Raw genomic sequence first — 15809 nt, 5'->3', positions numbered from 1 at the left:
GGTTCAGCCTTTTTCAATTTGCGTATTATTCTGAAAGTTTAAAGAAGGTGCCCGAAGCAGATGCGATCAACGTACCGGTTTCGTTACGTACCTTTCCATCCATGCGTACCAATTGTCTGCCATTTTGAACGACTTCAGCACGGCATATAAACAACTCTCCAACACCTGGTGTTAAGTAGTCTACTTTTAGTTCTACTGTTACTGCTCCTCTTTTATTACCTGGAACTAGACTGGCCATTGTGCCCATTGCTGTATCTAAAAGGGTTGCAGTGAGACCTCCATGTAATATTCCAATTGAATTATCAAGTAAGGGCGAATTCGGCATCTCCATTTCTAGTGTGTGATCGTTGATTCTAGTCGTTTTAAAATCTAATAAAGAAGCAATGTGTGTTAGATGGTCCTTTTCCCTTTTTAATTTTAAACTGTCCAAAAAAAGTTTCATGACCTGTTGCTCTTGTTCAGTACTGGTTTCAAAGAATTCTTTCCACTCGTCCTTAATATGCAATATTCTCTCCCTCAATCTTTTTTTATTTTTATTGTACCTTTTTGGGCGGGTGAGAATAAAGTAAACAGAATCAACTTTGCACGCAATCTAAAAAATGGGCGCACCAATTTATGGGCACTTATGTATCATGTAGTAAACATCATTCGTCAGTGGATGGCTGGGGGTGGATTCTGTGGTAAAGACTGATATAGAAAGTTTCAAAGAGTTCGTTCATAAACATCCTGATTTAATTAAGGAAGTGAAGAAGAATAAAAGGCCTTGGAAAGAAGTTTATCAGGATTGGATTGTTTTGGGTGAAGAACATGAAAGCTGGAATCAGTATGCAAAAGACAAAGACAAAGAAGAAAAACAAGACGACCGCTCTAAGTCTGATAAGACAAGAACAGAACTTACAGTGGGGGATATTGTTGCTGGTTTAAGTAAAATTCAGATAAACGATGTACAAAAATATTTATCTCAATTTGGCAGTCTGATGGATGCGGTTCAAGAACTATTACAGCAATTTAACAATCAGTCTGACAGACCGAACCAGCTGCCTGAAAAGAGAATGAATGATTATCCTTCATACAGGGACTAAAGGATGTGTGCGGAGTGCGAAGAGAAATCCTAGAGTACTTAAATACAAGACCTGACTTGAAATATTATATAAGAGAAAAACCAGAGTGGTATAGGAAATTAAGCAGAAACCCTTTTTCAGTATCTGAGCTGGAAGAGGGTGCGAAAGTGTTTTACGGACGTACTTTCGGGCAGAGAGTAGATCGCTTTCATCAACAGGTACAAAATTTTGGACTGTTAATGGAATTAATCTCTGTAATGGGTGATGAAGTAAAAGGAAGTGGCGCCCCTGTGCCGAATGATTTTCAGCCGATGCCAGACTCTCTTAACAACGGTTAAGGCATCTTGAGGGATAATAAAAAGAAAAAAGGAAAAAACTACTTCTATAAGGAGTGGTTTTTTTATGAAAATAAGAAACAGACGGTTTTATACAGGCGGTCTTTTAGTGATCATAGTGCTCATGCTGTTTATGATAACCAAATTTTATGAAGGATTCTCCGAGACAAAACTTCAAGAATCAAAAGCTGTGGAGGTATCTGCATCGTATCCAATAATGGATAAAGACTGGGCGGTCAACTATCATGTGAAAAAACAGCGCATCTATTTTGAGAATATTATTTCAAGGTTCTCATTCCAAGGAGGTCTAACGAAGACACCTGGTAATAAGGACGGATATATTGCCGTCTTTGTAAACAATAAGTGGAAGATGAATGCTAATCAATCTATGTTCATCTTAAAAAATATGAATCCTGGTAAACATACGATTACTTTGCAGCTGAAGAAAAAGGATGGATCTGATTACGGAATTAAGAAAAACATAGTCGTTCAAGTTCGATAACTCTTCGATATTAGAAGAGTTTTATTTTTTTATAAAGACGGCTATGCTTTTAAGTCCAGTCAATATCCGCTATAATAGATTAGAAACCTCATACCTAAAGGGAGGTGTGACGTATGAGTTTAGACCAAAGTGTATTGCTGGAAGAATCTCTAGCATTAGCAGAGATGGTTGCCGATTCCAGTGTTGCAATAGCATATAGAGAGTCAAAATTTAACCTAGAGCAAGATGTAGAAGCACAGAACATGATTGCTCGTTTCGCCAAGATGAAAGAACAGTATGAAGAAGTACAGCGTTTTGGTAAATATCATCCTGATTTTCATACCGTTTCAACACAAGTTCGTACACTTAAACGAGAGCTTGATTTCCATGAAAACATTGCTCAATTTAAGAAAGCAGAAAAAGAACTTGAGAATTTATTGATGGAGTGCAGCAAAATCATTGCATACAGTGTATCTGAGCAGATTAAAGTTCCAACGGGCAATCCTTTCTTTGACGAGAGCTCTTGCAGTGGTGGATGCGGTTCTGGTGGATCTTGCGGCTGTGCTTAAACTCAGTCGTTAAACCGAATGCAATCGAAGCATAAATTACCACAGCAGAACATTTTTTCTTGCGGAACTAAAAAACGCATTCGGTACACATGAAGATTTTCTTCTGATCTTACAAATGTAAGGTTCAATGTTAGCCGTTTCCCTTTCATAGCTTTTACGGCATGTTTTTTTACAGAATCAGTTGTGTGATCGATTGAAAACTGCGAAGAAACCGTTACATATATGAAAGGGATGCCGGCCATCATTTTTCTTTCGATATGAATGATCATAGGATCTTGTTTCATACGATCTATAAACTGTTCCCAAATGTTGTCTAAGTCCAATCTACATCACTTCCTATTACGGAGTATTCATTTATTTGTTCAATTTAAGTATATAAAAGGGGCTTTAATTATGATAGGTAATCGTCGTGGGCTATCTGTTTTTCTTCATTCATTAAAGTTTTCAAAACAGTTAAGGCGTTATGGAAATGTACATTATGTCTCTAGAAGGTTAAAGTATGCTGTTCTGTACTGTGATGGAAACAAAATAGACGAAATAGCAGCGAAGCTGGAATCCTTACATTTTGTTAAAGAAGTAAAAAGGTCTCATAAACAAGAGATCAAGACAGAATATGAAAGTAAAATCGTCGATAAAGCAAAAGAGTATGATTATAAGATGGGGATTTAAAAGACAGGCCGCTAATAAAAATAGCTGCCTGTTTTCTTTAGGTTTGTTTTTTGTCAGTAATTCCATTTATAAGTCTTCAAAAGAATTTATAAGTCTTGAAGAGATTTTATAAGTCTTCAAATATTTTTATAAGTCCTCAAAAAAATTTATAAGTCTTCACCTTATTTGGCAAAAAATTCATTTTATAACAAAGGCGGTATCAGGTAGTTTAACCGAAGAATCCCTGTTAAATAGTGAAAAAAGAGTTCAGTTTCAGCAAAATCTGTTGATGGTTTAACATCAAATGTTATTACTTCTTTATTTAATTCAGCGGCTTTCGCCTCAAATAGATCAATTCGTTTCGAAGGATAGGGTACTCCTTCTCGACAAATGTATAGTGGCTGAAATTTTCCTTCAGAAGCAGGATGAAGTACGGCAACTAGTGACGCGTACATTTTATCTTCTTTTTTAACTTTAAGGCACAATAACTGCGCGATACGTTCTTTGTTCGTCTCCATGATCTCAAGGAGTTCATAAAGATCTGAATAGCCCTCTCCAAGTTCAATAAATCGTTGAATCATCATTCATTCCCCTTTCTATAGAACAATGTAGCACAATCATCTAAGTGCTTAAAGGCTTTTAAGCATGAAAAAAACCTGCAGCAAAAACTGCAGGTTGCCTTTAAAACAAAATCACTTCTGTTCAAAGGCGATGGGAGAGGAGAAACCGGATGAAGAACTTATGGGGAGTAAGTCTTCTCCGCGGTTGGCAACAACATCGTTCGTTGATGTTGTTATAAATAGTATGACCTCATTTAATTTGCCTTATACTTATAAGAAAAAGATTTGATTGTTTGATTACGTGTTTACTTGTGATAGGATAAGTAAGGGAAAACGGATAAAGAATTGAGTGAAGAACGTGAGAGTAATAGCTGGAGAATGTAAGGGAAGACCACTTAAAGCAGTACCGGGTATGAACACAAGACCAACAACTGATAAGATTAAAGAATCCATCTTTAACATGATCGGTCCTTTCTTTGATGGGGGTACGGGTCTTGATCTATATGGCGGCAGTGGCGGCTTAGGTTTAGAAGCATTAAGCCGAGGCATGGAGCATTTTATTTTCATAGACAAGGATCAAAAAGCGGTACATACGATCAAAGAGAATATTAAACAATGCAATTACGAAGACAAAACAGAAGTCTTTCGTAATGATGCGAAAAGAGCATTGAAAGCGCTTCATAAAAGAGAGACGCAATTTGATATGATATTCCTTGATCCTCCTTATGCGAAGCAGATGTTGTTAAAGGATATGAAGGAGATTGATAAGCTTGATCTTTTATCTCCAGAAGGAAGTATAGTGACTGAACATGGTACAGATGTAACACTACCTGAGGAGATCGGAAACTTTTATCAGGTCAGACAGGAAACATACGGAAAAACGACTACAATAACGATCTACAAACGTGATTAACATAAAGTATGAGGTGAAAAAAATGCCAACAACTGCAGTCTGTCCTGGTAGCTTTGATCCCGTAACTCGTGGTCATCTGGACATTATTAAACGTGGAGCAACAGTATTTGATGAAGTAATTGTCGTAGTAGCAAATAATCAAAGCAAAGACCCTTTGTTTACAGTTGATGAGAGAATCGTCCTCTTAAAGGAAGTTACGAAACAATTTCCCAACGTAAAGGTAGACTCGTTTAACGGTCTATTGATTGATTATGTAAAGAATATCGGAGCAAATGTTATTCTTAGGGGACTTCGTGCAGTATCAGATTTTGAATACGAGATGAAAATCGCTTCTATCAACAAAAAACTAGATGATGAAGTTGAAACATTCTTTATGATGACAAACAATCAATATTCTTTCCTCAGCTCGAGCATCGTTAAAGAAGCAGCAAAGTATCATGCGAACGTTTCAGATCTTGTTCCTGAAGTAGTAGAAGAAGCATTAAAAGAGAAATACAACAGCCCCCGTTAAGTGCGGAGGCTGTTTTTTTTCATAAGGTCTCTGTTCCATATTAGAATTGAAAGGATTAAGAATCCTAGTGTTACATAATGGCTATGCATGAGTGCGTACATACCAAACTCACTAATATGGACGGTTTTCTCAGTAAGAAATGCAAATGCTGGAGCAGTAGTACTTTTAACGTGATACAAATAAGGGAATACTAAAAGGCAAATGATCGCTGATAAAAACCCATGAAGTATTCTTGCAAAAAAGAATGGCTTGAACTTAATATCAGTGTCTGCAAGGATACTAGCTACTTGTGCTTGTACGGAAAAACCGCTAAAAGCTAATATGAAACTCACGATTACGGCTTGTTGTATGATGGACGATTGAGCGAGACTCGTTAAGTTGCTGCCTAACGTGATCTCAAAGATTCCGTTAATGAGAGGAAGACTTAATTGTTCAGATAGCGAAAGCGCGACAAAAAAATAATTAATTAAGCTTGAAAGCAGTTCTGCTACGTGAAGAAGATCCATCATCTTACTTAGTACAGAGAAGAGAATAATGAAACCACCGATCATAAGAAGTGTTTTCGTAGATTGCTGCACGGCATCTCCAAGAAGCTGCCCGATGGGGCGATTGTCTGCTAATCTAGCTTCATGCATGTGTTTGAACGCGTTGGTAAGTCCTTTTCCTCTATAGCGTACTTCCTTTTCAACGGGTTCTTTTTTCCAACCGTGGAACCTCATGATCAGTCCAACGAAAAAATTGCCCAAATAGTGGCTTACTGCGAGAACGATGCCGAGAGCCGCGTTATGAAAAAAACCCACTGCAATTGCGCTGAACATGAACAACGGGTTTGAACAATTCGTAAAAGATACGAGGCGTTCAGCTTCTAGGGTCGTAATCTGCTTTTGGTGCCATAATCGTGCTGTTAGCTTCGCCCCAGCAGGGAATCCTGAAGAAATACCCATCGCCCAAACGAAACCTCCTGCACCAGGCACACGGAAAATCGGTCTCATTAAAGGCTCGAATAATACACCTATTAGATGTACGACACCAAACCCCATTAATACCTCTGATAGTATAAAAAAGGGCATCAAGGATGGGAAAACAACGTCCCACCACATCTTCAACCCGTTAACGGATGCCATGTATGTTTCTTTTGGGTATATGATTATGGATATTGCTATGATAATAGCAGATGCTGACAATAGAAGTGTTTTGAAATAGGCTTTGTTCATAAGGGGAGTGCTCCTCTCGCAAAATTACACTATACTTACTTGTCCTCATCCTTATTTATACGTATAGCCTTACTCTTTAGACCATATGTTAAAAAAAGACGGTGCTTCTAAAGGAGGAGCAAAGGATGAAAGAACCGAAAATCGGACTTGCTCTAGGATCTGGTGGTGCTAGAGGATTTGCTCATCTTGGTGTTGTTAAAGCAATAAGAGATGCTGGGATTCCTATAGACATGGTAGCTGGGAGCAGCATGGGAGCTTTGGTCGGTGCGATGGTAAGTATGGGGCACAGCGATGAAAATCTTTACCGGATGGCAACGCTCTTTAAACGTAAATATTACATGGATTACACGGTTCCTAAGATGGGGTTTATTACAGGGAAGAAAATCAAAGAACTTGTAAGGCTTCTCACTAAACAAAAACATATTGAACAAACGGAAATTCCGTTAGCGATCGTGGCAACAGATCTACTGCTAGGAGAAAAAGTTGTTTTTAGAACAGGTCCTATTGCAGATGCAGTTCGTGCTAGCATCTCGATTCCCGGCATATTAGTTCCTGAAAAAATAGACGGAAAACTTTTAGTGGACGGTGGAGTCATCGATCGCGTACCTGTTTCTGTGGCAAGAGAGATGGGAGCAGACCTAGTAATCGCAGTAGATATCTCTCATTTCAAAGCCGAACTTCAAGTTTCATCCATTTTTGATGTTATCATCCAAAGCATTGATATCATGCAGCGCGAAATGGTGCGCTGGCACGAGATTTCAGCAGATATTATGATCCGTCCAATGGTTGAGCAGTTCAGTTCTACAGCATTTAAGGATGTAAATGATATAATCGCTATAGGAGAAGAAGCAGGAAGAAAACAGATACCAAAAATCTTAGAGAAGATCAACAACTGGAAGGAGTCTATGCATGACCACTGAAAAAACAACGAAACGAAGAAACTTTTTCTCGCAAAATAAATTTATCATCCTTTTTTTGCTGGTGTTTGCTTTTATAGCATTCTATCCACTTCCTTACTACATTACCTCCCCCGGGGATGCCAGAGTATTAGACCCCATCATTAGCGTAGAGGGAGGAGACGACGATAAGGGAGTGTTCATGCTGACAACCGTTTCGGTAGGTACAGCAAACATTCCGCAATACATATGGGCAAAGCTGAGTGATTATCGTGAAGTCATCCCTGCTGATCAGATCCGAGGAGAAGATGAGACAGATGAAGAGTACAATCAAAGACAACTTCAAATGATGGAAGATTCACAACATGCTGCAACGATTGTTGCGTTTCAAGAAGCAGGAAAAAAAGTAGATATTGAATACCATGGTGTTTATGTTACGGGAATCATGTCAGGCATGCCCGCAGAAAAAAAGTTAAAAGTTGGAGATAAGATTATCGCGGTTGACCGTAATCCGGTTATGGAAACAAAGAAACTTCTTGATACCCTCGCTCCTAAGAAAGCAGGAGATGCAGTAGACTTAACTATTTTACGCGGAGATAAAAAATTGAATGTCAATTTAAATATTGAAGAGTTTCCAAAGAAATATATTCAAGATCAAGGACCAAAAGCGGGCCTTGGCATCACTTCTCCTGTAGCAGATGTATCCATCGTAACAGATCCGAAAGTGAAGATTGATACCTCACAGATCGGAGGACCATCAGCTGGGTTGATGTTCACGTTAGAAATTATGGATCAGCTAACACCAGATGATCTTACACATGGGAAGAAGATTGCAGGAACCGGTACGATGGACCTTCAAAAGAATGTAGGACCAATCGGCGGTATACAACAAAAGATTGTTGCAGCTGATGAAGCAGGTGCCGAGATTTTCTTTGCCCCTGTTGATGGAGATAACTATAGTGATGCGGTGAAGGCTCAAAAAGATATAGGCTCCAAAATGAAGATCGTTCCGGTTAAAACGCTGAACGATGCCCTGGATTATCTGAAAAAATTGTAGAGAAAAAGGATGCAGAAGCCACATGTAGCTTCTGCATCCTTTTTTAGCTCGTCGGAGCGGCTGTTAAGCACGCTCCGACGAGCGCCATCAAAAATAATTGCAATCCTTAATCAATTCACCATTATTGGCGGAGTGTTAAATTCTTCTTTTTCAGCTCGCAGAATATCCTGAGCTGCACCTTGGGCATAGATTAAAGATGTCTTCGCTTCCATCCTCAATCCAGCAAAATCATGATTAGAGACAGTAGTAACAAGAGGAAGGTCTAAAGATTTTTTGACAGTACTTAAATAATCCCTTCCTTTACCAGTCATTCCTAACACGCGAATGTACGAAGGAGGTGAGTCTAAAATGGCCAACATCTCTTCTTTTTGCGCCTTATTTAGAACGTGTAAACACGCCCGTTGCAGCCTTGTCCATGTATATCGTTTTGTCTTTAAGTGTTTCATAAACGTTTCAAATGAGTCAGATCTCTTCATCGCTTCGATCATCCTGTATTCTAAACCCTCTTCAACTTCGTAATAACGGTTTATTTCACGGTGACTTGTAGATAATAGTTGATAACGAAGAAGAGGAAAGAAGCGTTCCCAGTTCATAAGAGTACCTTTTTCAACCCGTTCTTCAGCTAACAACTCGAGTGTGTACTCGGGCATATATGCTGCAGTTTGTTTTACATCACCTTTAAAAATAGCTTCTCTGATGGCAGTTGCGCTAGCAATATTACCTTTACCGAGCATGACATCATGGTAATCAGCATTTTTCCTTTTTATCGTAACAGGTCGAATATGAGAACCTAACTCACGGCTAGCTCTTACATATTCAAAACCTAAAATATTATTCGGTTTACTGAGATCGAGAGCCAACGGAATATCAAGTGATTCGTATGCGCGTGAAGAAGCTGAGGGGTATGATAGACCCTTGCTCATAAGTGACCGAACAAGGTTCTGGTAGGTTTCTTGTTGAGCGTTCAACGAGTCATGAGTCTTGCTAAAAAGTTCAACATCCCCAGATTCGCTTCCAAAACAAAAAGACTCTGCACCAAGTGATTGAAGCAAAAATATGCTTCCAAATGCAAAACGAGGCGCATGGCTAGTAGCAAAGGAATATGGAAGTTCAATAACAAGATCGGCTCCACCTAACAGCGCCATCTTAGTCCTTTTCCATTTTGACAAAAGAGCGGGTTCTCCTCGTTGAAGGAAATTACCGCTCATCACGGCGATAATACAATCAGCACCTGTAGCTTTTTTCGTTTCTTGCAAATGATAATAATGTCCATTGTGAAACGGATTATATTCTACAACAACACCAGTTGCTTTCAACTGTTCCACTTCCTTTTAAACGTTCGATTATACTTGTTTACATTGTACTAAAAAGAGTTTAGAATCAAAAGTATCAGTGTAAAGATAAAATATTGACATTTTATTTGATGACCGATATAATTACTACTGTTGCCTTGAGGTGATAAAGACATGAAATGGTCACTACAAGAAATTAAAAATTTTTACCGTAAACCGTTAACGTTTGAACAAAATGTTGATGCGAGCGGAGTGATGGAAAAAGACCCGGAGATCAGAAGCGTTGATCCTGTTCACGTAGAAGGACATGCAGATGTAACTCAGCAAAAAGCCACTTTTTACTTAAACATAAAAGGAAAAATGGTGTTGCCATGTGCCAACACATTGGTAGATGTGGAATTTCCATTCTCGGTAAAAACGACGGAAATTTTTATTTTCGATCCGAACTATACGGAATACGAAGATGAAGAGAGCCTTCACAAAGTCGAAGGACATTACGTTGACCTTCTCCCTGTCATCGAAGAGCATATTTTGCTTGAAAAACCGTTGAAAATTACGGCTGCTGATGTGACAGACAGTCCGGCTCCTAAAGAAGGTAAAGGATGGCAGAGGGTTACGGAAGAGGACATGAAAAACCGGATTGATCCGCGTTTGGAAAGTCTGGCTAAATTTTTTGACGAAGACAAAAAGTGAAAGAATAGGTTATAATGATTCTTTCAAGAACCTTTAAGGAGGTGGATACAAATGGCAGTACCTTTTCGCAGAACTTCTCAAACTCGCCAAGCGAAGCGTCGTACACACTACAAGCTTTCCATGCCTGGTATGGTAAAGTGTCCACAGTGCGGAGAATACAAGTTATCTCACCGCGTTTGCCGTGAGTGTGGATCTTACAAAGGAAAAGAAGTAGTTAGCAAGTAATGAAAAACAGGAAGCTATAGGCTTCCTGTTTTTTCATATACATAAATAAAGCGTTTTCTTTTGTATCGGAGGTGTAGATAGTGAACGATCAACCTGTATTATGGGAAAAAAAGAATGGAATTGGGTGGATCACATTGAATCGTCCATCAGTGCGTAATGCGATCAACTACGATGTGATGAAACATTTATCCACTCTTTTAAACACAGCAAAAAAGGACGAAGAGGTAAAAGTTCTTATCATAACGGGAGCAGGTACAAAAGCGTTTTGTTCGGGAGGAGACCTTAGTGCTTTTCATTCATTAAAGACTGAAGAACAAGCATATGGCATGTTATCAAAAATGGGTAACATACTTCATGAGCTATTCTTTTTTCCAAAACCTACTGTTGCTCTTCTAAATGGTTCAGCAGTTGGAGGCGGATGTGAGATAGCATCAGCATGCGATATTAGGCTTGCTCGAGCAGAAGCGAAGGTAGGGTTTATCCAAGGTCGTTTAGGCATAACAACGGGCTGGGGCGGGGGAACTTACCTCTTAGAAAGAATCAACCTGACAAAAGCGATGGACCTCTTGTACAGCTCTACTCCTGTTACTGCTAAGCAAGGCATGGATTATGGATTCATCCAATATGTTATTAAAGGAAACAGTTTGAAAGAAACAGAACGCTATGTAAATCGTTTTACTTCTCAACCTCTTGGTGTCATTGAATCTTATAAAGCTCTTCAGCTTGAAAGAGTTGATGCAGGAAAAATAAAGCAGAGTGTACAAAATGAGATCGAACGTTGTGCAAAGTTATGGGCTTCAGACGAACATCATAAAAGAGTAGATGCCTTCTTAAAAAAATAAGTTTTCCCCATTTTAGTAGAATAAAAAGTCTATCTTATCTAGCACTAGCATATTCTTATTACAAACCACTAAAATGGGGGGATCTTAATGACAAATTTGCGCCAGGATGCCTGGACAAAAGATGAAGATGCTATTCTTGCTGAGGTAACACTGCGGCATATTCGAGAGGGAAGTACACAGCTCGTTGCATTTGAAGAGGTAGGAGAGAAACTAACGAGAACACCTGCTGCTTGTGGTTTTCGGTGGAACTCGCTCATCCGTAAACAATATGATAAAGCGATAACTGAGGCTAAAAAAGTACGTAAAGAGCGAAATAAACGTAAAGTTAAACAGTTTGCTTCAACCATTGAAAACCATAAAGATGAGTTACTTCATAGGGAACATTCAAATGGCTTAGAAAATGATACGCCTCTATCTTTGAATGACATCATATTATTTTTACAGCAGCTTCAAGCTGAAAAGCCAGTTTCTAAGAACTTAGAAGCAGAAAATAAAGCTTTGCTCTTGAAACTTCAGAATCTCAAAAAAGAAAATGGAAATTTAAAAAGTAAACTTAGTAAAGTAAATAAAGAATATGAAACCGTATACCGTGATTATAAAGATGTATTGCAGATCATGGATAGGGCAAGGAAGTTAGTAGAAGTTCCTGTGAGAAATTAAAAAAAGATGGCAGATGCCATCTTTTTTATTTTTTATGCAAGACGTTGTTCACTTACACCTGTTGGATACCATACATAAGGATTCTGACCACGATCACGGTCTTGATTATAAGTTACAGCTTCAAAGCCCATCTTCTCCCAAAAACCGCCAGATTGTTGTCTGCCATTCGTCTTGATCGGAAGGTGGAACGTTTTAGCGAACTCTACTAATGCTTTTCCTAGACCTTTTGTCTGATGGTGAGGCAAAACTTCTAGTTTCCAAAGTTCTAAATAATCTTGTGGAGGATCAAAATATTGATCATAAGCAGCTTCGATCTGATACAAGCTCATCCGTGCTACTAGTTTATCACCATAATAAATACCATAGAACGGAGACTCACTGTCGTTTTCAATCATATTTTCTTGAAGATCCTCAAGCATTGACAATTCTTGTACACCATATTCTTTGAACTGCTTAAATTCTTCAAGGGTTTTATAGTTAACTAATAATTTTTTCACTTCATACTTTAACATATGTTCTCCCCCAGTCTTTCTGTACTTTTCTCTATAGTTATAGTATATACTAATTATGCAAAAAATTCTTTAAAAATAAAATATTCGTTTAGTTTACGCTTACAAAAAGGATTTTTTGGTTTTTATGTCGAAAAAGGTAATGTTGACATCAGGAAGGAGGATGAACATGAAAAAAATATTAATCGCTAATCGTGGTGAGATTGCACTGCGAATTATTCAAACGTGTAAGGAAATGGACATTCAAACGGTTGCAGTTTATTCTGAAGCAGACAAAGACCTCCCTTTTGTAAAAGCTGCGGATGAGGCGGTACATATTGGTGAACCTCCGGTAGCAAAATCTTATCTGCAGAGTGAAGTGATCTTAGACGTCGCTCTCAAACATAAGGTAGATGCTATCCATCCAGGTTATGGATTATTATCTGAAAATGATGAGTTTGCCAAAAAGATAGAGAAAGCTGGAATAACTTTTATAGGTCCCGCACCTCAAACCATTGAGTGGATGGGTGATAAGATCATGGCAAGAAAAACGATGCAGCAAGCAGGGGTTCCAATCGTACCTGGAACGATCGAACCTATCGAAGATGTTGAAGAAGGTGTAAAACTTGCCGAGCAGATCGGTTATCCAGTAATGCTTAAAGCAAGCAGCGGCGGTGGCGGAATCGGCATGGTGAAATGTGATAACAATGAAGATCTGCGTAAACATTTCGTCTCATCACAACAACGCGCTAAGAACTACTTTGGCTCTGGCAGAATGTTTATCGAGAAATGTATTGAGAATGCGAGACATATTGAAGTTCAAATCATGGGTGATACACATGGAAATATCGTTCATCTTTTTGAAAGAGATTGCAGCGTTCAGCGAAGAAATCAAAAAGTTGTCGAAGAATCACCATCACCATTCTTAACAGAAAGCCTTCGTTCCAAAATTACTGAATCGGCTGTTAAAGCAGCAGAAGCAGTAAACTATGTGAATGCGGGAACCGTTGAATTTGTCGTAAGCGAAAACGGAGATTTCTATTTTCTGGAGATGAACACACGACTTCAAGTTGAGCATCCTGTTACAGAGAGTATTACAGGACTTGATCTAGTAAGATGGCAGATTCAAGTAGCTAGAGGTGAAAAGCTTCCATTGACTCAAGAGGAAATCATGAGTAAAGGCCATGCGATAGAGTTTAGACTCTATGCAGAAGATCCAATTACTTTCTTCCCGTCACCTGGTAAGATTGAAAAACTAGTATGGCCAAGCTCTGAGAAGGTAAGGATCGATTCAGGTTATGATAGTGGAAATGCTGTTACACCTTTTTATGATCCAATGATTGCGAAAATAATTGTAAGCGATTCCAATCGTGAGGCATGTATTAAGAGTGCGGCTGAATTTTTTGATGCACTAGAGATAGATGGATTGAAAACAAACACGCCACTCTTTCAAATGATTTTGAAAGAAGAAGATTTTACAAAAGGTGATTATACCACTAGCTATTTAAGTAAGAGAAAAGTTTCAAAACCATAATTAGACAGAGGAGAGAGAGAAATGAAAGAAATTACAGCATCTATGGCAGGCACAGTTTGGCAAGTATTGGTGAGTGAAGGTGACGAGGTAGCGGCAGGACAAACTGTTATTATCTTAGAATCTATGAAAATGGAAATACCCGTTGACGCTGTTGATGCGGGAACAGTAGAAAATATTAAGTTTGCATCTGGAGATTTTGTAAATGAGGGCGACGTACTCGTTACACTAAAATAAAATTAGCTTGCATCCAATCTGAACGAGCGCTCACTCTCTTGAAGGAGGTATATCATGGTAGCAAAATTAGAAAATCAATTAAAAGAAAAGATCGATCAAATAGAAGCTGGTGGTGCACAAAAATATCATGAGAAGAACAGTTCTCAAAATAAGATGTTCGTACGCGACCGGTTAATACTTCTTTTTGATGATGGTGAATACAGCGTTGAAGATGCTAAATTTGCAAACAACCAAGCAGGTGATCTGCCAGCAGATGGGGTTGTAACTGCGATAGGTAAAGTTGGCGGGAAGACGGTCTGTGTAATGGCTAATGATTCTACTGTCAAAGCGGGTTCTTGGGGAGCTAGAACAGTTGAAAAGATCATTCGCATACAAGAGACCGCGCAAAAGTTAAAAGTTCCGATGCTTTATCTTGTTGATTCAGCAGGTGCTAGAATTACAGATCAGATAGATATGTTTCCAAACCGCCGGGGAGCGGGCAAGATTTTTTACAATCAAGTAAAAATGTCTGGGATGATTCCACAAGTTTGTATTCTATTTGGTCCTTCAGCAGCAGGTGGTGCATATATACCAGCTTTTTGTGACATCGTGATCATGGTCGATCAAAATGCTTCCATGTACTTAGGAAGTCCACGAATGGCTGAGAAAGTAATCGGTGAAAAAGTGACGCTTGAAGAAATGGGTGGAGCAAGAATGCACTGCTCTGTTAGTGGATGCGGGGACGTATTGGCAGCTGATGAAACTGACGCTATTGAAGAAGCGAAAAGGTATCTGTCCTATTTCCCGAGTAACTATAAATTAAAAGCTCCAGTTGTCGAATCTCTCGCTCCTAAAGCGGGAAGAGAGTTAGAAGCGATCGTACCAGAAAATCAGAACGTTCCGTTTGATATGTATGAATTTATTGATGGACTCATTGATGAGGGTAGTTTTTTTGAAATGAAAAAATTATTCGCGCAAGAGATCGTGACGGGCTTTGGACGTATTGATGGAAAACCAGTCGGGATTATCGCAAATCAGCCTAAAGTAAAAGGCGGCGTATTGTTTGTTGACTCTGCAGACAAAGCAGCACGATTTATAACACTTTGTGATGCATTCTCGATCCCTTTACTTTTCTTATCTGATGTTCCAGGCTTTATGATCGGAACGAAAGTAGAAAGAGCTGGAATTATACGTCATGGTGCTAAATTAATAGCTGCGATGAGTGATGTAACTGTACCAAAAATTTCAGTGATCGTTCGAAAAGCGTATGGTGCGGGTCTATATGCAATGGCGGGTCCAGCATTTGAACCTGATTGTTGTATTGCTTTGCCAACGGCTCAGATTGCTGTTATGGGACCAGAAGCAGCAGTGAACGCTGTATATTCTAACAAGATTAATGAGATTGAAGATGTAAAAGAGCGTATTCAATTTGTTCAGCAAAAACAACAAGAATACAAAGAGCATATTGATATTTATAAGCTTGCGTCTGAGATGATCATTGATGATATTGTTTCGCCTTCAGCCTTGCGAACTGAACTTGTAAACCGTTTTGCATTTTATGAAAATAAAGAAATGGTATTTAGTGAAAGAAAGCATCCTGTCTATCCGGTTTAATAA

General features: G+C 38.8%; 22 protein-coding genes. 16 read left to right on the top strand and 6 right to left on the bottom strand.

Annotation, left to right across the window (positions count from 1 at the left end):
* Positions 1 to 25: 25 nt before the first annotated feature.
* Positions 26 to 505, bottom strand: coding sequence for a PaaI family thioesterase (locus ACOZ9X_RS10225; protein WP_423418046.1), 480 nt, complete (start codon positions 503 to 505; stop codon positions 26 to 28).
* Positions 506 to 677: 172 nt separating this feature from the next.
* Here ACOZ9X_RS10225 and ylbD point away from each other — a divergent pair, with 172 nt between their 5' ends.
* The 4 genes from ylbD (at position 678) to ACOZ9X_RS10205 (ending at position 2446) form a co-directional block, all read left to right on the top strand.
* A complete protein-coding gene (gene ylbD, locus ACOZ9X_RS10220) occupies positions 678 to 1082 on the top strand; it encodes a spore coat protein YlbD (RefSeq protein WP_423418045.1) in 405 nt (134 codons plus the stop codon).
* A gap of 14 nt (positions 1083 to 1096) precedes the next feature.
* Positions 1097 to 1399, top strand: coding sequence for a YlbE-like family protein (locus ACOZ9X_RS10215; RefSeq protein ID WP_144700974.1), 303 nt, complete (start codon positions 1097 to 1099; stop codon positions 1397 to 1399).
* Positions 1400 to 1463: 64 nt separating this feature from the next.
* Entirely contained in the window at positions 1464 to 1898 is a 435-nt protein-coding gene (locus ACOZ9X_RS10210; protein ID WP_423418044.1) for a hypothetical protein, read from the top strand.
* Positions 1899 to 2011: 113 nt separating this feature from the next.
* A complete protein-coding gene (locus ACOZ9X_RS10205) occupies positions 2012 to 2446 on the top strand; it encodes a YlbF family regulator (protein WP_423418043.1) in 435 nt (144 codons plus the stop codon).
* A 2-nt stretch (positions 2447 to 2448) separates the two neighbouring features.
* Here ACOZ9X_RS10205 and ACOZ9X_RS10200 read toward each other — a convergent pair whose 3' ends face one another.
* The gene (locus ACOZ9X_RS10200) at positions 2449 to 2769 is read right to left on the bottom strand and encodes a hypothetical protein (RefSeq protein WP_423418042.1); all 321 of its coding nucleotides are present in this window, start codon (positions 2767 to 2769) and stop codon (positions 2449 to 2451) included.
* Positions 2770 to 2839: 70 nt separating this feature from the next.
* Here ACOZ9X_RS10200 and ACOZ9X_RS10195 point away from each other — a divergent pair, with 70 nt between their 5' ends.
* The gene (locus ACOZ9X_RS10195; protein ID WP_066245799.1) at positions 2840 to 3115 is read left to right on the top strand and encodes a YlbG family protein; all 276 of its coding nucleotides are present in this window, start codon (positions 2840 to 2842) and stop codon (positions 3113 to 3115) included.
* 182 nt (positions 3116 to 3297) lie between these two features.
* Here ACOZ9X_RS10195 and ACOZ9X_RS10190 read toward each other — a convergent pair whose 3' ends face one another.
* Entirely contained in the window at positions 3298 to 3675 is a 378-nt protein-coding gene (locus ACOZ9X_RS10190; RefSeq protein ID WP_423418268.1) for a DUF7147 family protein, read from the bottom strand.
* Between the two features lie 337 nt (positions 3676 to 4012).
* Here ACOZ9X_RS10190 and rsmD point away from each other — a divergent pair, with 337 nt between their 5' ends.
* Together rsmD and coaD are read left to right on the top strand one after the other, a co-directional pair.
* On the top strand, positions 4013 to 4567 hold the full coding sequence (gene rsmD / locus ACOZ9X_RS10185; protein WP_423418267.1) for a 16S rRNA (guanine(966)-N(2))-methyltransferase RsmD: 555 nt from the start codon (positions 4013 to 4015) through the stop codon (positions 4565 to 4567).
* A gap of 22 nt (positions 4568 to 4589) precedes the next feature.
* Entirely contained in the window at positions 4590 to 5078 is a 489-nt protein-coding gene (coaD, locus tag ACOZ9X_RS10180) for a pantetheine-phosphate adenylyltransferase (RefSeq protein WP_066393400.1), read from the top strand.
* On the opposite strand, the gene ylbJ is transcribed toward coaD, so the two are convergent.
* Positions 5075 to 6292 (bottom strand): sporulation integral membrane protein YlbJ, encoded by a 1218-nt coding sequence (gene ylbJ / locus ACOZ9X_RS10175; protein WP_423418041.1) that lies wholly within the window; start codon positions 6290 to 6292, stop codon positions 5075 to 5077. The two genes, coaD and ylbJ, sit on opposite strands and share 4 nt — an antisense overlap.
* A 125-nt stretch (positions 6293 to 6417) precedes the next feature.
* Between ylbJ and ACOZ9X_RS10170 the strand changes: the two genes are divergently transcribed.
* Positions 6418 to 7212 carry a patatin-like phospholipase family protein gene (locus ACOZ9X_RS10170; protein ID WP_416731432.1) on the top strand — a complete coding sequence of 265 codons (795 nt, stop codon included), beginning with the start codon at positions 6418 to 6420 and terminating at the stop codon, positions 7210 to 7212.
* On the top strand, positions 7202 to 8245 hold the full coding sequence (locus tag ACOZ9X_RS10165; RefSeq protein WP_423418040.1) for a SepM family pheromone-processing serine protease: 1044 nt from the start codon (positions 7202 to 7204) through the stop codon (positions 8243 to 8245). Before ACOZ9X_RS10170 ends, ACOZ9X_RS10165 begins: the two co-directional genes overlap by 11 nt.
* A gap of 110 nt (positions 8246 to 8355) precedes the next feature.
* On the opposite strand, the gene ACOZ9X_RS10160 is transcribed toward ACOZ9X_RS10165, so the two are convergent.
* Complete coding sequence (locus ACOZ9X_RS10160) at positions 8356 to 9561, bottom strand: nucleotidyltransferase (RefSeq protein WP_423418039.1); 1206 nt, start codon at positions 9559 to 9561, stop codon at positions 8356 to 8358.
* 150 nt (positions 9562 to 9711) lie between these two features.
* On the opposite strand from ACOZ9X_RS10160, the gene ACOZ9X_RS10155 reads away from it, so the two are divergent.
* The 4 genes from ACOZ9X_RS10155 (at position 9712) to ACOZ9X_RS10140 (ending at position 11957) form a co-directional block, all read left to right on the top strand.
* Complete coding sequence (locus ACOZ9X_RS10155; protein ID WP_423418038.1) at positions 9712 to 10230, top strand: YceD family protein; 519 nt, start codon at positions 9712 to 9714, stop codon at positions 10228 to 10230.
* 51 nt (positions 10231 to 10281) lie between these two features.
* Positions 10282 to 10455: a 50S ribosomal protein L32 gene (rpmF, locus tag ACOZ9X_RS10150; protein ID WP_066240492.1), complete on the top strand. Its 174-nt coding sequence runs from the start codon at positions 10282 to 10284 to the stop codon at positions 10453 to 10455.
* Between the two features lie 80 nt (positions 10456 to 10535).
* Positions 10536 to 11297, top strand: coding sequence for an enoyl-CoA hydratase/isomerase family protein (locus ACOZ9X_RS10145; RefSeq protein ID WP_423418037.1), 762 nt, complete (start codon positions 10536 to 10538; stop codon positions 11295 to 11297).
* Positions 11298 to 11384: 87 nt separating this feature from the next.
* Positions 11385 to 11957 carry an RsfA family transcriptional regulator gene (locus tag ACOZ9X_RS10140; protein WP_423418036.1) on the top strand — a complete coding sequence of 191 codons (573 nt, stop codon included), beginning with the start codon at positions 11385 to 11387 and terminating at the stop codon, positions 11955 to 11957.
* A gap of 32 nt (positions 11958 to 11989) precedes the next feature.
* Here the strand turns inward: ACOZ9X_RS10140 and ACOZ9X_RS10135 are convergent, their stop codons facing one another.
* Positions 11990 to 12469: an N-acetyltransferase gene (locus ACOZ9X_RS10135; protein WP_137789752.1), complete on the bottom strand. Its 480-nt coding sequence runs from the start codon at positions 12467 to 12469 to the stop codon at positions 11990 to 11992.
* A gap of 166 nt (positions 12470 to 12635) precedes the next feature.
* Between ACOZ9X_RS10135 and ACOZ9X_RS10130 the strand changes: the two genes are divergently transcribed.
* The 3 genes from ACOZ9X_RS10130 to ACOZ9X_RS10120 are packed head-to-tail and all read left to right on the top strand — an operon-like array spanning position 12636 to position 15806.
* Complete coding sequence (locus ACOZ9X_RS10130; RefSeq protein WP_423418035.1) at positions 12636 to 13979, top strand: acetyl-CoA carboxylase biotin carboxylase subunit; 1344 nt, start codon at positions 12636 to 12638, stop codon at positions 13977 to 13979.
* Positions 13980 to 14000: 21 nt separating this feature from the next.
* Complete coding sequence (locus ACOZ9X_RS10125) at positions 14001 to 14213, top strand: acetyl-CoA carboxylase biotin carboxyl carrier protein subunit (RefSeq protein ID WP_144700945.1); 213 nt, start codon at positions 14001 to 14003, stop codon at positions 14211 to 14213.
* 54 nt (positions 14214 to 14267) lie between these two features.
* Positions 14268 to 15806 (top strand): acyl-CoA carboxylase subunit beta, encoded by a 1539-nt coding sequence (locus ACOZ9X_RS10120; protein ID WP_423418034.1) that lies wholly within the window; start codon positions 14268 to 14270, stop codon positions 15804 to 15806.
* Positions 15807 to 15809: the final 3 nt, after the last annotated feature.

This window comes from Fictibacillus nanhaiensis (assembly GCF_049537595.1).
Classification (GTDB): domain Bacteria; phylum Bacillota; class Bacilli; order Bacillales; family Fictibacillaceae; genus Fictibacillus; species Fictibacillus nanhaiensis_F.
This window is presented reverse-complemented; position numbering and strand designations above follow the sequence as displayed.